This window comes from Desulfitobacterium sp. LBE, from assembly GCF_007830365.1.
Lineage (GTDB): Bacteria > Bacillota > Desulfitobacteriia > Desulfitobacteriales > Desulfitobacteriaceae > Desulfitobacterium > Desulfitobacterium hafniense.
The window spans coordinates 1568717-1584990 of sequence record NZ_VLKD01000001.1 but is presented as its reverse complement, the minus strand read 5'-3'; the positions used below and the strand labels follow the sequence as shown (position 1 = coordinate 1584990).

Genomic DNA, 16274 nt, shown 5'->3' with positions numbered 1-16274 from the left:
CCTTGAAAAGGAGGTATTGTTATGGCAGATTATTCTAATTGGGGACTCCTGTTTGATTACAAATACTGCTCCAACTGCCACACCTGTGAGGTGGCTTGTAAGAACCACCTCAAGCAGAGCGCGGAGGAGTTTGCTGCCAAGCCGGGCATCGTGGTGTTGGAGAAAGGTCCTTATCAGCTCGAGAAAGACAATCCGGACGCCTGGGATTGGGACTACATCCCTGTGCCGACCGCGCAGTGCGATCTGTGCGTCGACCGCCTCGCGGCCGGCAAGAAGCCCTCGTGCGTCAAGCACTGCCTGGCCTTCTGCATCGAAACCGGGCCGGTTGACCAGCTTGCCAAGCGGGCCGCGGAAATCGGCCGTAAGGTAAGCATCTATATACCGTGACCGAGAGGTTTACTGACAAGCTCCTCTAAAACCGCTCAAAGGAGGTTTTGACCATGACCCTTGATCAATTAGTCGAGCTCGGTGGCGACGAGCAGGTAGCCTGGCTCAATGAGCAGCTCGCCGCGGGCAAGACCCCCGACGACATCTATGCTCAGTTAGGCACCGACAAGGCCGGCGTTGGGAAGGTAGGAATTTTCTATGTCCCCCCCAAGAAAGCCTTTATGGTTAAGCCGATGCGGGGATATCAGACCACGCGCCTCTCCGGCAACGAAAAGGCCGACGATGCCGGTATTATCGGCGGCAATACCATAGGCTGAGAGAATTTATTCCGAAAGCTTTAAAACGCATAAGGCAGACATGACGGCCTGAGGGGCTGTATGAATATACAGCCCGGAGAAAAGAGGGGCCGTGTCGAAGATTGTTTTTTCACGGCCCCCTGATATCTCTCGGTCCGCCCTCTTGATCGTCAAAAAAAGCATTGTACGATGGGTGCGTGGGACAAGGTCGCGCCTTCGTGGATACGAATCCGCTCAGGGAAAAGGAGTGATTTATCGTGCCATGCGGCTATGGCTGTTCCGGGTGCGGACGCTGCCAGGGGCCTTACGAATCAAAAATCATCCCGCGGGGGGCATGTTCGGTCTGCAAGACATTCAACAGTCCGTCCGCGACAGTTTGCAAGAAGTGCGGCGCGATCATCGATAACTCAAAGGTCACGCGGGTCCGCCCGGGTACTCGTTAGCATAAAAGTACAGGAGGGGTTTCGTGAACGCTGCCATTAGAACCCAGCGCGCTTTCTATCTCATCTTTGCCACCGCTACCCTGTTAATCTTGGGCCTAATCTATGCCTGGTCGATCTTTGCCTCCCCCATCGGCGCTGCCTATCCGGACTACGGACCACTGCTGTCCCAAGTGTTTCAGGTTTCGATGTTTGCTTTCTGTGTCTCGGCGCTCTTCGGTGCGCAGATCATCAAGAAGGTTTCGGCACGTCTCGCTATTCTTGTGGCCGCGTTCTTGTTAGGGGCCGGTTTTGTGCTTACGGCCTTCGCGTCAGGGTCGGGCGTGTGGGCGTTGTTCTTGTTTTACGGCATCTTTGCAGCTTCGGGCTGCGGTATCGCCTACAACGCGATTATCGCCCTCGTCAACCCTTGGTTTCCCGACAAAATCGGTCTCTGCTCCGGGGTGCAGATGATGGGCTTCGGCATCTCATCCCTCGTCTTCGGCTCGCTGGCCAACGCCATGTTCAGCGTGATGGACTGGAGTCTGGTCTTCGTGATCATTGCTGTCGCCGGCGTGATCGCCCTCTTGCTCTTTGCCTTTCTTGTTCGTCCCGCCCCCGCCGACATCGCGGCCCGCCTCGGCCTTAAAGGAGCGGCGGCGAATACGAGGGAAGGGCCCACCAAGTCGCAAAGCATGCTGAGCAGTAAAGTGTTTTGGGTCTACTCGATCTGGGCGACCTTTGTGCTCTCCTGCGGCCTCACGGTCATCGGTACGGCCAAACAGGGCGCCGAGGCTCTCGGGTTCGACCCGGGCTTTGCGGCGCTCCTGGTAGGACTCGTCTCCACCATGAACGGTGTCGGGCGCGTCATCAACGGGGCGATTTTCGACAGGCTCGGTCTGGTGCCGGTCATGATGCTAAGCGCGGTGCTCGCTATCATGACCATGACCTGTATGGCCTTCTCGTTCGCCGACAACCTTCAGATCATTTACGTTGTTGCGGCCATTCTCGTGGCTATGTCTTACGGATCGGTGCCGGTCATGGCTTCGGCCTACGCCCGGCAGCGTTACAGCGCGGCTGATTTTGCCAAAAACCTGGGCATTGTCAACTGTAATATCGCCTCGGCGGCGGTGGTCAACATCGCTATCGTTTTGATACTCGGTTCACCTGTGGGTGCCAGAGCCCCGGTTGTTTACGGTATTCTCGCCGCCCTTGGGTTGGCGGCCCTCGGGGCGACTTTTGTCTTTAAAAAGATGTATGCTGGCGATCTGGCCCGCATCACAGAGGAGGAAAGCCATGCTTCAAGTCAAGGAGAATTTTAATTACAAACACGCCAAGGCTTCCTGGATGTCGGCTGCGGAAGCATTCAAGCTTGTGGGCTATCTGTCCGAAATCGGTGCCGCCGAGGGCAGTGTCGATTCGCTTATGCGAGCAGGCAAGTATAATAAATTTTTCGAGGACGCCGCGGCTCCCCCCCAGGGACAGAGCGATTTCAGGTCGTGTGTGCCCCTGGTCTATACCCTCATCAATGGGATCGAAATGTTCATCAAGGCCTGCGAATACGCCGCTTACCCAGAAAGAGTACCGTCAGCCCCGTCTAAGCTCCCCGCTTTAATTGCGGCTTTCGATCGTGCTCCGTATCCGAAAGACGCGTCTATTCTCGCTTTGGTGCATACCTATACAGGGGGAGGAGCCCCCGATCTGCTCAAACGTTTCCTCGCCCGCTCGGGCCTGACCGTCGCCGATCTTTTGACGATGCGCCGGCACATCTCCAATCATGGGTTTTTTGCGGCCATCGAACGATACCAGCCCCTGCTGTTTGACAGCGAAGAAGGCAAACGGTTCTTCGCTATGGTCCTCGCTGACATCACACCCGTCATCCCGCTTACCACAGCTTTCGCCGCCGCCATAGATGACGACGGCAACCCCGGCCGGCCGGTCAAAATGCTGCTGGTCACCTAGAGGAAGTTTATACCGATACTTCTTAAAAAGGAAGGGGCATTCTATGAATAAATTCAACCTCGAGGTTACGCAAAGCGCGCTGGATGACGGGCGCGTCCAGCTCACCGTTACCGTTCCGGCAACCATCACATCGGATATAGCCAAAGGAGCTGTCCTGGCCCTCGCCATGCAACATAAGATCGATTTGAGTACGGCTCGGGTCGGCGATCTCGACCGTTATGTGCTGGAACAGGTGGGTGAAAGTCAATATCATGCCTTTCTCGATGATTATGTCATGACCTCGCTGACCCCCTTTGCCATCGGGGAGAGCGGACTTGAGATTATTATGGATCCTGTCGCCGCAAGCCTTGAGCACCTCAAAGCCGGCGCGGCGTTTACATTTACCGCGACGGTCAGGCCCAAACCGCGCTACGAGCTTTCGTCTTATGAACCAGTGACGCTCAGGCTTCCGTGTCTTGCGGTGAGCGACGAAGAGGTCGCTCAGCAGCTGGCGGCGCTCCTGGAGCGTCACGCTGTGCGGGGGGCGGATGAAGGAGCTGAGGTTAAAGCGGGCGCTGACATCCTCATCGCCATTGAGACTGTGCGCGCCGACACCGGGGAACCGGTTGCTCCCATGACGGCCGAGCGCCGCGTTTATACGCTGGGAGAAGGATTTCTTCCCGCCGCTTTTGATGAAGGTCTGCTGGGCGCCCGGGCGGGGGAGGAGCGGCGGATCCGGTTTGAGCTGCCGGGTGCGGAGCTGGCCAATGGGCAGGCAGGTCCCGGCATTCCTGTGCTGTCCAAGGTAACCGTCCTGCAAATCAGCAAGAACGTAGTGCCGGAGCTCACCGATGCCTGGGTGGCCGCCGCCATGCCCGAGTTGCGCACCGTTGAAGAGCTGCGCGCTCGCGTCCGGGCCGCCGGATTGAACCATAAGGAGCGTCAGCGCGACGACGCCAAGTACTTTCTTGCCGCTTCCGCCCTGGCTGAGCGCATGATCGGCACGATTCCCGACGACATCTATGAGCATACCCAGGTGGAGTTGCTTGCCGCCTTACGCGCTCAGTGCGACGCGGCCGGAATCACCATGCAGGAGATGTTTAAGCAGCGGGGGATACCCGAGCAGCAGTTCTCCATGCAGGTCATGCTGGAAACGCGGGAGCGCTTGCGTCAGAGTTTCGCCCTCGATGCCTTGGCGCGCCATTTAAAGCTTGAGCTGGAAGACGCGGATATCGATGCGGCGCTCAAACGCATGGCGCCCGGCAACGAAGAACAGACCCGCCAAGAGTTTGAGGGGACAGGACGAGGCTATCTTTTGCGTGAAGCGGCGTTGCGCACCAAAGCCAACGCTTGGCTTGTCGACACAGCCATGTATGAGTACTTCGATTAACTCGATTCTTTTGGCGAATGAATGAGGAACAATTAAACAGTCATAAGAGGAGGAATCACTATGTGTTTTAGACCTGCCGAAGCCGCCAAACCGGTTACGTGCCCGAATTGCGGCAAGAGGATCCCCGTCATCGGCGGCGTCAAGCAGAAGGCTTGCCCTTTCTGCAAGACCGACCTGACCGCTGCCCGCACCGAGAAAAAGGATGAACAGGGAGAGAAGAAAGAGGAATAGTAAGATTGTATCTCAACTGAAGTTTAAGTGGAAAAGCTGCTCTCTGCTGGAATGGATGTTGAAGACATTCAAGGGGAGGATAGCCGCCTGTGAGCTTGCCAGATTCGAATCCGGATTCGAATCTGGCAAGCTCACAGGCGCGATTAAAGGGGGAGCAGTGCTTTGCCGCCAACGCCATCTTTCCCCTTGTCTGGCATTTTCCTCAAGAAGAAGAGGGTATCGCAAAACGTTTTCTCACAAACATTTTGCGATACCCTCTTCTTCACACTACAGAAAGCATGAGCAAGGAAAATTCCTAAAAAGAAACTGATTTTTTCAAAATGAAAGAGTGTACTGAGGCAGTACGAGCCAAGGCCTTGATTTTAGGCCCTTTGTATCAATTGTAAGCTTGGCATGAAAATTGCATTGTATTTCAATAGGGGCATTATTATTAAATTCACGATCCCATTACTGAACAATGGAGGGAAAAAATGAGCACGAAAATTGATTTGGAACAAGAAGGTGTCGAAGTCAAAAAAGCTTGTTGCTATTTCTGTCACCAGAACTGCGGCTGCTTGGTTTATGTCAAGGACGGCAAGATCCTTCATTTCGAAGGAGACACCGAGTACCCAACCAATACGGGGGGGTTGTGTTGTCGCGGCAATGTCAATCTTATCCATCTGGACCATGAAGCCAGGGTTAATTTCCCTTTGAAACGCAAGGGGGAACGGGGTTCCGGGGAATGGGAAAGAATTACCTGGGAACAAGCTATCGATGAAATCGGCAGCAAATTAGCAGAGATTCGCCAACACTATGGAGCAGAAGCTGTGGCCACAGCCGGCGGGACTTCCCGTACCGATGACTGGGCAAGGCGGCGCTTTATGAATCTTTTCGGCAGCCCTAACGGCTTCCACAACGCACATTTGTGCTGGATCCCCACCTTTATGATCGAAACAGCCGTTTATGGCTGGAGTCCCTTTGAAATTGATCTGGCAAGCAGCCGCTGTCTGGTTTTGTGGGGACAGAACCCCGGAATATCCACCTTGCCGGAAATGAGTGGCGTCAGCGGTCTTAAAGCCGGCGGACTGAAAATCATCGTGATCGATCCCCGCTTTACGGAGACAGCCGCCAAAGCGGATCTCTGGATTCCCGTACGTCCCGGCTCAGACCTGGCTTTAGCCTTGGCCTGGATCAATGTCATTATCTATGAAGGTTTGGCTGATTATGATTTTGTCTATGAACACTGTCAGGGCTTTGATGAATTGACTGCTCATGTGGAAGAATTCACTCCCGAATGGGCGGAGCCTTTGACCGGAGTCAGCGCCGATCTTATTCGGGAAGGGGCGCGGATGTACGCCACGAATAAGCCCGGCAATATTCAGTGGGGTACGGCTCTGGACCAAATCGGCAAACCGGCCGGCGCCACTCAGCATGCCCGGGCCATCTTAAGAGCCATTACCGGCAACCTGGACTGCCCCGGAGCCGATCTTCTCACCGGCCCCAGCCTGGAATTTGTGACTGACGAAGAAATGGAACTCAATGAGTTCTTAACGGAAGAGCAGCGGGCCAAGCAACTGGGCTCGGATAAATTCAAACTGGTGACCTGGCCCGGATACGGCCGCATCGCTGAAATAGCCAGGAAGTATTGGGGTAAGGCACCTACCGCAGAATGGATGTGCGAGGCCCATCCCCCCACAGTCTTTAACGCTATCCTGACCGGGGAACCCTATCCGGTGAAAGCCCTGCTGGTTTCGGCGACCAATCCGGTCAATTCCTACGGTGAGAGCCAAAAGGTCCTGGCGGCCTTAAAAGCGGTGGATTTTATGGTAACCTGCGACTACTGGCTAACCCCCACCGCCATGCTTTCCGATTATGTGCTGCCCATGGCGGGAGCCTTTGAGCGGCCGACGATTACTTCCACCTATGGCTGTTCGGATTTCTTAATGTGTTCACAACGGGCCATTCAGCCCATGTATGAGCGGCACAGCGACTTTGAATTCTGGCGTGATCTGGGTATCTGCTTGGGACAAAAGGAGCATTGGCCTTGGGAAACTCTTGAAGATGCTTATTTCTACCGGATTAAAGATCTGGGCTATGGTGTGGAGAGCTATGATGAATTCGTGGAGTATTACCGCTTCCACTTCCCGGAACGGGAGTATTTTAAATACAAAGAAAAAGGCGGCTTCGGCACTCCTTCGGGTAAAGTGGAGATCTACTCCAGTGTGTTGGAGGAATTAGGCTATCCTCCCCTGCCACCCTATATAGCTCCCGTTGAAAATGAGGTGGATCATCCGGAACTTGCTAAAGAGTATCCCTTAATCTTAACCACTGGGGCAGGAGTGATGCCTTTTCATCATTCGGAGCACTTCAATATTAAGGAGCTGCGCTTTATCCGCCATGAACCCCATATGGAAATCAATCCTGATACTGCTGCCGAGCATGGCATTCAGGAAGGGGATTGGGTGTGGGTGGAGACCCGGCGGGGACGCATTAAACAAAAAGCCAGCTTAACCGAAGGCATCAGGCCCGGCACAGTCTTCACGGAACGGGGCTGGTGGTATCCGGAAAGAGATCTGCGCAATCCGGAATTGGGCGGTTGTCTGGAATCCAACACCAACGTTCTCACCAGTACGGCCGATGAAGATTGTGATCCCTTGAGCGGCAGCTGGGCCAACCGCGGTCTCTTGTGCAAGGTCTATAAGGTAAGCAGCTCAGACAGAAGGGAGGGCAAATAACATGGCACGTTATGCAATGGTTATTGATACCCGGAAATGTACGGGCTGCCAGTCCTGCACAGTGGCTTGCCGGGTCAATAATGAACTGCCCATCGATATGATTTATAATCCGGTCACGACCTATGGGCCCGTGGGAAAATTTCCCCACGTCAGGATGGTCCATATTCCTTCTTTATGTATGCATTGTGGTAATGCTCCCTGTGTGGATGCCTGCCCCACCGGTGCATCCCAGCAGCGTGAAGACGGTATCGTCTGGGTGGAAGAAAACAAATGCGTGGGGTGTAAAGCCTGTGTCATGGCCTGCCCTTATGGCGCCCGTTTGTCCAATGCGCAAAAAGGAACCGTCCAGAAATGCAACTTCTGTAAGGATGACCGGGTTGATCAAGGCAAAGTGCCCTGGTGTGTGCAAACCTGCCACCAAAAAGCCCGGATTTTTGGCGATATGGAGGATCAGGACAGCGAAGTATTCAAACTGGTCAACAAAACCAAGACCACAGGGCGCTTGTTGGAAGAACTGGGGACTGAACCCTTTGTCTATTATCTTTATTGATGGGAGGGATAGAAATGAGCCAAAAACATGAAACATGGGGCTGGATGTTAGCCGTGGACTTCTTTTTTGCCGGCATGGGGGCTGCCATGCTGCTCTTTGCCGGGATCGCCGAATTATTGACAGGCAGCAATCTCTCCACGGTGGGGATTCTGGCCGGGGCAGTGTTCATCGCTATGGGAGCCGGTTTATTAGTCCTGGAATTAGGGAGGCCTTTCCAAGCTTTGCGGGTATTTATGAACCCTAAAGCCATCTTAACCTTTGGGGCATGGAATATGTCCATCGCCATTGTCGCCGGCCTCTTTTTAGGTACGTCCTGGCTGGAAGCTTTTCCTTGGTTCGGCCTGGTCGGATTTCGTAAAATCCTGGCCATTGTATGTATTTTCACCGGTTTTGTAGTTGCTGCCTATCCGGGGGCACTCCTGGCACGGCATAAAGCCCGTCCTTTCTGGAATGGGCCGGGCATGATGGTGCTCTTTTTAACCTCTTCTTTATTGACGGGCCTATCCGCCTATGTGGTAGTAGGTTGGCTGAGCGGGGCGGCACCTGTGATTTATAGTGCTTTCCCGGCCATAGGGGCGGGGCTTTGTGCTTTCCAATTGGTTATATGGATCGGCTATCTTTGGATTAAGAGTTCGGGAACTACTGAGCGGGAAGTGGCGGCTGTTAAGCGCTGGACCAGCGGGAACTTTGCCAATCCTTTCCGGGTCGGGTTTATGTTCCTGGGCACGGTGGTGCCCTTGGTACTGTTTCTCATTCCTAATGGATTCTCCACAGGAGTGGCCGGGATCCTGGCCATCCTGGGCGGGGCAATCATGCGCAATCTGGTAGTCTATGCCGGTCAGGATCGCACCTGGCTGCCCGGTGAAGAAAAATATCGTTCAAGACTTCCCCATGGTGATGAAGCCTTTCTGCAAAAGGTTTGGACAAAACAGATTTAGAGGGCGGTTGTACTTGTTTCCGCAGCAGTTATCTGCTGCGGAAACATCGTTCCCATGCAGAGGCAACTTTAACAGCTTAAGTGATGAAAATAACTTGATTTGCAAAATGGAGGAAGAAATCTATGAAGCAGCAATGGGAAGAAGGGATGACATTAGCGCAGACACAAAGCGTTTGTCCCCTCTGTCTGAAGGTTGTCCAGGCCCGGATTACCGTTCATGATCAGGCGGTTTATATGGAGAAGGAATGTTCCGAGCACGGCTATTTTACCGTTTATTTATGGCCGGATGTCAATCATTATCAATGGATGCAGCAGTTTAACCTGCCGGCGCTGCCTCCTCATTCGCCTGTGGCCGTCCGGGATGGGTGCCCCAGTGATTGCGGGTTGTGTGAGGCTCATCTGCGCCAGCCGACCCTAGTGGAGATTGAGGTAACGGAAGGGTGCAACCTCCGCTGCCCGGTCTGTTTTATGGCAGCCAATGATTTTCGTCCCGATCCCAATCCAAGCTTAGAGGCACTTGGGGAAAAGTACCGTTATATTCTTAGACACACCAACCCTGATACCAGTATCCAGCTGACGGGGGGAGAACCCACCACCCGTGAGGATTTGGCCGATATTATCCGTTTAGGCCGGGAGATCGGGTTTCAGGCTATTGAAGTGAATACCAACGGGGTAGTGATCGGCCGGAACCCGGATTATCTGCAGAAACTTGCCGAGGCAGGAGTCAGCGGCATCTATCTCCAATTTGACGGGTTGACAGGGGAGGTCTATGAGCAAATACGGGGTGAGAATTTATTGCCCGCCAAGCTTAAAGCCATTGCCAACTGCCGTGAGGCGGGGGTACAAGTGGTTTTAGCCATGACGGTGATCGAAGGAATCAATGAAAAGCAGCTGGGGGAAGTGCTTAAGTTTGCCCTGGCCAACAAAGATGTGATTGTGGGAATTGCGTACCAGCCGGCCTTTGGTTCCGGGCGGTTCGATGTGCCCTTGTCCAAGCGTTTGACTATGGGAGATGTGATCTTTATGCTGGCTGAGCAGAGTGAGGGTATCCTCGAACCCTATGATTTCTGGCCCCTGGGCTGTTCCAATCCCTTATGCTCCAGCTCCGCTTACCTGGTGGAGGAGCAGGGTAAAATCGCTTCCCTTTCGCGGCGGCTGACTCCCCAGGAATACAGGGAAGCCTTTAATCCCCAGAGCCCCCAAGGTTCGGTTTTTGCCGATATGGCTTTGATGAACTATCCGGATCTTGAACCGGGTTTGACCATCCTCATCGAAAATTATATTGATGCCCGCACGATGGATTTAAAAAAACTGCGGGAATGCAGCATGATCGTTGCCGGCAAATCCGGTGGGCTGACTCCTTTTTGCGGCTATCAATTGACCAATATCCATGGCGAAAAGCTATCCGAAATCAGAAAACATCAAGGTGAAGGCGTATGAGTGAAAGAAAAGTCGTTCCGACCAACTGCCGCTTCTGCGGCTATCAATGCGGACTCCTGGCTACGGTGGAGGGAGGCAAAGTCCGCAAAGTGCAGCCGGACCCTTCCCGCTATCCCAATAATGCCGGGATCATGCGGGGCTGCAAGCGTTGGCCGTTGATTACCGAAGTGATGGATCATCCCCAAAGAATCAACTATCCCCTCAAGCGGGTCGGGGAAAGAGGCAGCGGCCGCTGGCAAAGAATATCCTGGGAACAGGCCCTGGACGAAATAGCCGCTAAGCTGGCCGGCCTCAAGGAAGAGTTTGGTCCGGAGGTCCTGGCCACCAGTATCGGCGGACCCCACACCACCTTCTGGCCTCTGCACCGGTTTTTGGCTCTATTTGGCAGTCCCAACAATATGGGCATCGGTCAAATCTGCTGGAACCCCGGCATCTGGGCCAATACCCTGACCTATGGCTGGCCTGTGGATATGGAACTGGACCCGGAGGGGACGGAATGCGCTATCCTCTGGGGGGTTAACCCCTCCCAGTCGGATAACTCTTTGTTCTGGCATACCGTACAGGAATTTAAACGCCGGGGCAAACCCTTAATTGTGGTGGATCCCCGTTTAACCGGGACGGCACGGGAAGCCCAGCTGTGGCTGCCGGTGCGTCCGGGGACGGATGCGGTACTGGCTTTAGGGCTTTTGCATGTGATTGTTCAGGAGAAGCTCTATGCTGAAGAGTTTGTGCAGAACTGGTGTCATGGTTTTGAGGGTTTATGTGACCATCTCCTTCCTTATACTCCCGCTTATGTGGAAGAAATTACGGGTGTGAAAGGGGAGGATGTGATCAAGGCGGCCCGCCTCTATGGAAAGAGTACCCCTGCTTGCCTGTACAGCGGCAGAGGCATCGATCAACTGGGTTTAAACAGTTTTCCCACCCATCGTGCCCTGGCCATCTTAAGAGCCATCACCGGCAATCTGGATGTGCCCGGAGCTTCCCATTTGAGTGAGATGCCTGATTTTATTCCGGAGTTGGAGTTGGAACTCAGCGAACCCTATGCCGCCACCGCTCCCCGCTCAGTGTCCCAGGAGAAGCTTTTGCTTCAATCCTATCAGGGATATGCCAAAGTCCGGGAGCAGACCATAAAGCACAAGAAGCGCTTGCCCATGCGCTATTTAACCTCTGCCCATCCCCAGCGCGTCTGGAAGGCGATGCTGACAGGAGAGCCCTATCCCATCCGGTCCATGATCGTGATGGCTTCGAACCCGCTCCTGACTCAAGCGGATACCCAGCTGGTCTACAGAGCCTTAAAAAGCCTGGATCTTTTGGTGGTATTGGAGCTGTTTGAAACCCCCACCTCAATGCTGGCGGATTATGTACTGCCCAGCGCCGGGGTGCTGGAGCGGCCCCTTTTGGAGACCAAGGCCGGGGTGGCCAACATAGCTTATGGAGGAGACCAGGCCGTCGAGCCTTATTATGAACGCCGCCCGGACTATGATTTCTGGAGAGGGTTGGGACTGAGACTGGGTCAGGAAAAGGAATGGCCTTGGAAGACTTACCGTGAGGCTCTGGAATACAGCTTATCTCCCCTTGGTTATTCTTGGGATAATTTTTCCTGCACTGGACTTTACTATCAGGAAAATAATTATCTGAAATACGAGGAGCCTGATGAGCAAGGAGAGTCCAAGGGATTTGCCACAGTAAGCGGGAAGGTGGAGATCTACAGCGAACTGCTGCAGGAAATGGGAGCGGATCCTCTGCCCAGCCCCCGCTCCCTTTCCCAAGGGAACGCCGAGTTTCCCCTGATGCTCATGAGCGGTGCCCGGTTCCAGCCTTACTACGCTTCCAGCTATCATCAGCTGGAAAAGTTGCGGCGGATGCATCCGGAACCGATTGCGGAAATGAATCCGGTGACGGGAGAGAAACTGGGCCTTGAGGAAGGCTCCCTGGTGGATGTGGAGACAGAGAGAGGGAAGGCCCGTTTCAGGACCCGGTTTGTTCCCATGTGCGATCATGTGGTGAGCGTGGAGTATGGCTGGTGGTATCCGGAGATGAAGGCATCGGAACCGGAACTGGGGGGAATTTGGCTGGCCAATGCCAATCTGCTCACCGGTGGGGATTTTGATGCTTCGGATCCCTTAGTAGGGACCTGGACCTATAACGGGATTCCCTGCAGGGTTGCCAAGGTATAGCGGGGTACAACAAAATATAACAAAGTAACAAAGTAAACAAAGTACGACAAAGAAGGAGGCCTGGCTCCATGGCGGCAACCATTGCCTTTGCCCAAGGGCAAAATGAACAGCAAGTGATGGGAATTTTAGGTGCCTATGGTATGGGCATACCTGGAGATGTTGAAGAACTGCTCACCGTTCAAGAGAATGAAGAAATAACGGCCGTGGCCAAGATCGCGGAGTTTGCTGAGGGCAGGTTTTTTCTGGAGGTTATCGGGGTCAAGGATGGGAAGCGATCCCAGGGTGCCGGCAAGCTGCTCTTAGGGAAGATCTTGGAGAATCCCTGGGAATGCTGCCGATATGCATTTTCTGAACAGGAAAATAACCGGGATTATACTGTGTCAACTTTAGCAAGAGGATATGCTCTGGGTTTCTATGAAAAGATGGGTTTTCAAGCCTGTACATCAGCAGAGATCCCGGAATGGTATCGGGATCAATGTGAGGAATGTCCCGAGCGGAGTACTTGTGAACCAATGCCGATGATTTATAGTGGAGGAGAGCGAAAATGAAAAAAGCAATCTTAGTATTCACGAAAGTACCGCGGGTAGGGGACTGCAAGACCCGTTTGACAGAAGCCCGGGGAGGTATTCTTACCTACGAGGAGGCCACCCAGTTCTATGAGGCCTGTGTGCTGGATGTGATGGATGTGTGCCTTTCCGTGGAAGAAGCTGATTTTTGGATTTGCTATAACATGGATGGGGATCGCCCTTATCTGGATACTCTTTTGGCTCAGGTCAAGCGCCCGGAGAGAATTGCCGGGGTCTTCTCCGATCAGGGAGGGAGCTTTGATGATTGCATGCAGTATGCTACAGATTATATTCTTAAGTCCGGGGCCCCAGAGCGGCTGGCCGATGCGGTTTTGATCAGCGGCGGGGATTTGCCCACCCTCCAGCCCCATATCCTTAAGGATGCACTGAAAAAGCTTGAGGTTTTGAGTCACAGCGAAGCGGGATATAAGGTTGCCCTCAGGAAGGTTCAGGATCAAGACGGGATGGAGATTGGTGCCGCTCTGGTTGAAGGAGCCTGTCAGGAAGGCGGTTTTTCCTTAGTGGGGCTGACCTGTACGACGGATTTTGACTTCCATTCCGTTTTCTACAATATGGATGGAGTCACCGCCTTGGATATGCTGGCTGCCAAAGCCATCCGGGAAGAGCTTCCTTTAGCCTATGTGGAAGAAGTTCCCGATGTGGATATCCCTGTGGATTTGGCCAGCCAGATCCCGATGCTGCGGGTCATAGAACATGCCGCCCGCTATGATGATTTAATCATGGTGCCCCACAGAACCATTGGCATTTTAAATCAGTTGGGCATTGAATCGGTGGCTTTACCGCCGGACAAAAAGCCGGTTTAAAGATAGTCGATCGAAAAGATTAGGGGGTGATAGTTATGCTGCCATTATTTGAGCCGATCCGGATCAGAGATTTAGAAATAAAGAACCGCATCGTTATGCCCCCTATGGCTCTGGATATTGCCACAGAGCAGGGTGCCATAACCCATAAATTAATCGAGCACTATCGGATGCGCACCCGGGGTGTGGGGATGATTATTGTCGAGCATGCTTATGTTAACCCTGAGGGGAAGGCTCATCCCCGTCAGTTAGGGATTTATAGGGATGACTTAATTCCAGCTCTGGAGCATCTGGCTGCCGAAATCCATAAGCAGGGAGCGGTTGTGGGAATTCAGATCAGCCATGGGGGAGCGAGGTCCATGGGGAATATTTGCGGTCCCTCCAGTATCCAATCCCAATATCTGACACGTTTCGGAGAGGTCGAGCGGAAAAACTGCCGGGTCCTGCCCAGGAAGCTGGATCAGGAAGGGATCAAAGGAATTATTGCCGATTTTGCCCGGGCGGCCCGCCGGGCCCAAAAAGCCGGTTTTGATTTCGTGGAAATTCACGGTGCTCATGGCTATTTAGTCAACCAGTTTTACTCCCCTCTCACCAATATCCGTCACGATCAGTATGGAGGCTCACTGGAACGGCGCTTGACTTTCCCCCTTGAAGTGGTCAAAAGTGTGAGACGTGCTGTAGGCAAAAGTATGCCGGTATTTTATCGCCTGGGAGCAGATGACCGCCTCCCCGGCGGCAATACAGTCCAGGATAGTGCCCTTGCGGCACAGGCTTTAGAGGCGGCAGGAGTGGATTGTTTGGATCTCTCCGGAGGCATTTCCGGTTATCTCCGCCATGGGGAAGAGGGCTTCTTTGCCTATATGGGCCAAGCGATCAAGCCCCAGGTCACTATTCCGGTTATTGTTACGGGCGGAATTAAAACAGGGAATAAAGCCAATGAAATGATCGCCGGCGGTATTGCCGATTTTGTCGGCGTGGGCCGTACCCTCTTGAAAGAAAATGAATGGGCTTACAAAGAATGGGTCAGGATGGGTTCCGGAACCTGCCCTTATCAGGCGATTTAGAGAAAGGGAGTATGAGCTAATGAATGCCGTATTAGAAAACATTGAGAACAGTGAAGCCCACTTCCGGTTTACGATTGACTACAAAGTCTTTGCGGAGGCTCTGGAGAAGACCTATAGGAAGAATAAGGAGAACTATCAGGTCGCAGGGTTCCGTAAAGGAAATGTCCCCCGCTCCGTCATCGAATCCCAATATGGCCCCACAGTCTTTTACCAGGAAGCCCTGGACTTGATCATGACCGAAGAATATAAGAAAGCAGTGGAGAGTCTGGCTCTCAACACGATAGGTGACCCGGATATTGAAGTAGGAGAGATCGAAAAGGGGCAGGAGCTGAGCGTAAAAGCCAGTGTACCCGTCGTACCGGAAGTGACCCTGGGACAACTGGAAGGAATAGAGGTTGTCATGCCGAAGGCCAGAGAAGTAAAGGAAAGGGATATCGACAAGGTTTTAGAGGAGCTTCAGTACAAGAACAAAAAGATTACGGATAAAGAGATGGCACCGGCTGAAAAGGGAGACACAGTTACTGTAGACTATGATTGTGAACTGGATGGTACAAAATTTGAACCGGTCGTGGATTACAAGGCCCTGCTTGACGACAGTTCGGATACTATGGGCTTCGAGGGCCAGCTTGAGGGTGCTCAGAAGGGAGATATTCTTGATATCAAAAAAGTTCTTCCCCACGATCATCCGCAGCCTCAGATTGCGGGCAAGACGGCCTGTTTTAAAGTCACAGTGAAAAAGGTGGAGAGAATCGAGATTCTGCCCTTAGATGACGCTTTTGCTCAAAAGGTGGGCAATGTGAGCACAATGGAGGAATTCCGCGCTGAAATGAAGAAAAACCTTGAGCAAGCTGCAGCACAGCGAGTGCTGATGCAGCGCAATAATGCCATTTTGAGTGAGCTATTCAAGCGATGTCAGGTCAAGATCCCGGAGTCTCTGATCATGCAGCGGGCCATGAGTATGCTCGAACAATTCTCCGGCCAGTTGGAGGCTGAAGGGGGAACCTTGGATCTTTATCTCCAGCTGATCAATAAAAAAAGCGGAGACTTTAAAAGAGAAGTTTGGGAAGATGCCGAGAATTCTCTGAAAGCAGATTATATCCTGGATAAAATCATTAAAGAAAAGGGCTATACCGTCAGCGAAGAAGAGCTCAACCAAGGCTGTGAGAAATTTGCCCTCAGCATTAATATGTCACCGGAGAAGGCCGGACAAAATCTGGGTCCTCTTGTCCATAAAGTCGAGCATGATCTTAAAGCGGAAAAAGCATTCCAATATCTGTTGGAACATGCTGTGATCAGGGAAGATAATGGAGAGAAAACGGCCTGATACCAGTATGGGGTATA

General features: G+C 53.0%; 16 protein-coding genes. All 16 read left to right on the top strand.

The genetic code is table 11. From position 1 onward, the window contains the following. Positions 1-21: 21 nt before the first annotated feature. The 16 genes from DESLBE_RS07585 to tig all read left to right on the top strand — a co-directional run bounded on the left by DESLBE_RS07585 (position 22) and on the right by tig (position 16257). Entirely contained in the window at positions 22-387 is a 366-nt protein-coding gene (locus DESLBE_RS07585; RefSeq protein WP_018213360.1) for a hypothetical protein, read from the top strand. A 53-nt stretch (positions 388-440) separates the two neighbouring features. After that, positions 441-704 carry a hypothetical protein gene (locus tag DESLBE_RS07580; RefSeq protein WP_018213359.1) on the top strand — a complete coding sequence of 88 codons (264 nt, stop codon included), beginning with the start codon at positions 441-443 and terminating at the stop codon, positions 702-704. A gap of 445 nt (positions 705-1149) precedes the next feature. After that, positions 1150-2424: an MFS transporter gene (locus DESLBE_RS07575; RefSeq protein ID WP_144676106.1), complete on the top strand. Its 1275-nt coding sequence runs from the start codon at positions 1150-1152 to the stop codon at positions 2422-2424. Further along, positions 2342-3064 (top strand): hypothetical protein, encoded by a 723-nt coding sequence (locus DESLBE_RS07570; RefSeq protein WP_144676104.1) that lies wholly within the window; start codon positions 2342-2344, stop codon positions 3062-3064. Before DESLBE_RS07575 ends, DESLBE_RS07570 begins: the two co-directional genes overlap by 83 nt. 43 nt (positions 3065-3107) lie before the next feature. Continuing rightward, positions 3108-4433 carry a trigger factor gene (locus DESLBE_RS07565; protein WP_172625402.1) on the top strand — a complete coding sequence of 442 codons (1326 nt, stop codon included), beginning with the start codon at positions 3108-3110 and terminating at the stop codon, positions 4431-4433. A 60-nt stretch (positions 4434-4493) separates the two neighbouring features. Beyond that, a complete protein-coding gene (locus DESLBE_RS26525) occupies positions 4494-4664 on the top strand; it encodes a hypothetical protein (protein ID WP_018213354.1) in 171 nt (56 codons plus the stop codon). Between the two features lie 89 nt (positions 4665-4753). Then, on the top strand, positions 4754-4963 hold the full coding sequence (locus DESLBE_RS07560) for a hypothetical protein (protein ID WP_018213353.1): 210 nt from the start codon (positions 4754-4756) through the stop codon (positions 4961-4963). Positions 4964-5134: 171 nt separating this feature from the next. Then, positions 5135-7378, top strand: a complete 2244-nt coding sequence (locus tag DESLBE_RS07555) for a molybdopterin-dependent oxidoreductase (RefSeq protein ID WP_144676100.1) — start codon at positions 5135-5137, stop codon at positions 7376-7378. A gap of 1 nt (position 7379) precedes the next feature. Next, positions 7380-7928: a 4Fe-4S dicluster domain-containing protein gene (locus tag DESLBE_RS07550; protein ID WP_018213351.1), complete on the top strand. Its 549-nt coding sequence runs from the start codon at positions 7380-7382 to the stop codon at positions 7926-7928. A 14-nt stretch (positions 7929-7942) separates the two neighbouring features. Continuing rightward, on the top strand, positions 7943-8866 hold the full coding sequence (nrfD, locus tag DESLBE_RS07545; protein ID WP_242830585.1) for an NrfD/PsrC family molybdoenzyme membrane anchor subunit: 924 nt from the start codon (positions 7943-7945) through the stop codon (positions 8864-8866). 122 nt (positions 8867-8988) lie between these two features. Then, positions 8989-10305 carry a radical SAM protein gene (locus DESLBE_RS07540; RefSeq protein WP_144676098.1) on the top strand — a complete coding sequence of 439 codons (1317 nt, stop codon included), beginning with the start codon at positions 8989-8991 and terminating at the stop codon, positions 10303-10305. Next, entirely contained in the window at positions 10302-12482 is a 2181-nt protein-coding gene (locus tag DESLBE_RS07535; RefSeq protein ID WP_144676096.1) for a molybdopterin-dependent oxidoreductase, read from the top strand. The genes DESLBE_RS07540 and DESLBE_RS07535 overlap by 4 nt, the downstream gene beginning before the upstream one ends. A gap of 68 nt (positions 12483-12550) precedes the next feature. Beyond that, complete coding sequence (locus tag DESLBE_RS07530; protein WP_144676094.1) at positions 12551-13030, top strand: GNAT family N-acetyltransferase; 480 nt, start codon at positions 12551-12553, stop codon at positions 13028-13030. After that, positions 13027-13872, top strand: coding sequence for a DUF2064 domain-containing protein (locus DESLBE_RS07525; RefSeq protein WP_144676092.1), 846 nt, complete (start codon positions 13027-13029; stop codon positions 13870-13872). Before DESLBE_RS07530 ends, DESLBE_RS07525 begins: the two co-directional genes overlap by 4 nt. A gap of 35 nt (positions 13873-13907) precedes the next feature. Then, positions 13908-14933 carry an NADH:flavin oxidoreductase gene (locus tag DESLBE_RS07520; protein WP_144676090.1) on the top strand — a complete coding sequence of 342 codons (1026 nt, stop codon included), beginning with the start codon at positions 13908-13910 and terminating at the stop codon, positions 14931-14933. A 19-nt stretch (positions 14934-14952) separates the two neighbouring features. Then, a complete protein-coding gene (tig, locus tag DESLBE_RS07515; RefSeq protein ID WP_144676088.1) occupies positions 14953-16257 on the top strand; it encodes a trigger factor in 1305 nt (434 codons plus the stop codon). The last annotated feature ends 17 nt before the right edge of the window (positions 16258-16274 follow it).

Coding starts and splice junctions, on each gene's coding strand:
- DESLBE_RS07585 (WP_018213360.1), top strand. CDS start 22: ATGGCAGATTATTCTAATTGGGGACTCCTGTTTGATTACAAATACTGC.
- DESLBE_RS07580 (WP_018213359.1), top strand. CDS start 441: ATGACCCTTGATCAATTAGTCGAGCTCGGTGGCGACGAGCAGGTAGCC.
- DESLBE_RS07565 (WP_172625402.1), top strand. CDS start 3,108: ATGAATAAATTCAACCTCGAGGTTACGCAAAGCGCGCTGGATGACGGG.
- DESLBE_RS26525 (WP_018213354.1), top strand. CDS start 4,494: ATGTGTTTTAGACCTGCCGAAGCCGCCAAACCGGTTACGTGCCCGAAT.
- DESLBE_RS07555 (WP_144676100.1), top strand. CDS start 5,135: ATGAGCACGAAAATTGATTTGGAACAAGAAGGTGTCGAAGTCAAAAAA.
- DESLBE_RS07550 (WP_018213351.1), top strand. CDS start 7,380: ATGGCACGTTATGCAATGGTTATTGATACCCGGAAATGTACGGGCTGC.
- nrfD (WP_242830585.1), top strand. CDS start 7,943: ATGAGCCAAAAACATGAAACATGGGGCTGGATGTTAGCCGTGGACTTC.
- DESLBE_RS07540 (WP_144676098.1), top strand. CDS start 8,989: ATGAAGCAGCAATGGGAAGAAGGGATGACATTAGCGCAGACACAAAGC.
- DESLBE_RS07535 (WP_144676096.1), top strand. CDS start 10,302: ATGAGTGAAAGAAAAGTCGTTCCGACCAACTGCCGCTTCTGCGGCTAT.
- DESLBE_RS07530 (WP_144676094.1), top strand. CDS start 12,551: ATGGCGGCAACCATTGCCTTTGCCCAAGGGCAAAATGAACAGCAAGTG.
- DESLBE_RS07525 (WP_144676092.1), top strand. CDS start 13,027: ATGAAAAAAGCAATCTTAGTATTCACGAAAGTACCGCGGGTAGGGGAC.
- DESLBE_RS07520 (WP_144676090.1), top strand. CDS start 13,908: ATGCTGCCATTATTTGAGCCGATCCGGATCAGAGATTTAGAAATAAAG.
- tig (WP_144676088.1), top strand. CDS start 14,953: ATGAATGCCGTATTAGAAAACATTGAGAACAGTGAAGCCCACTTCCGG.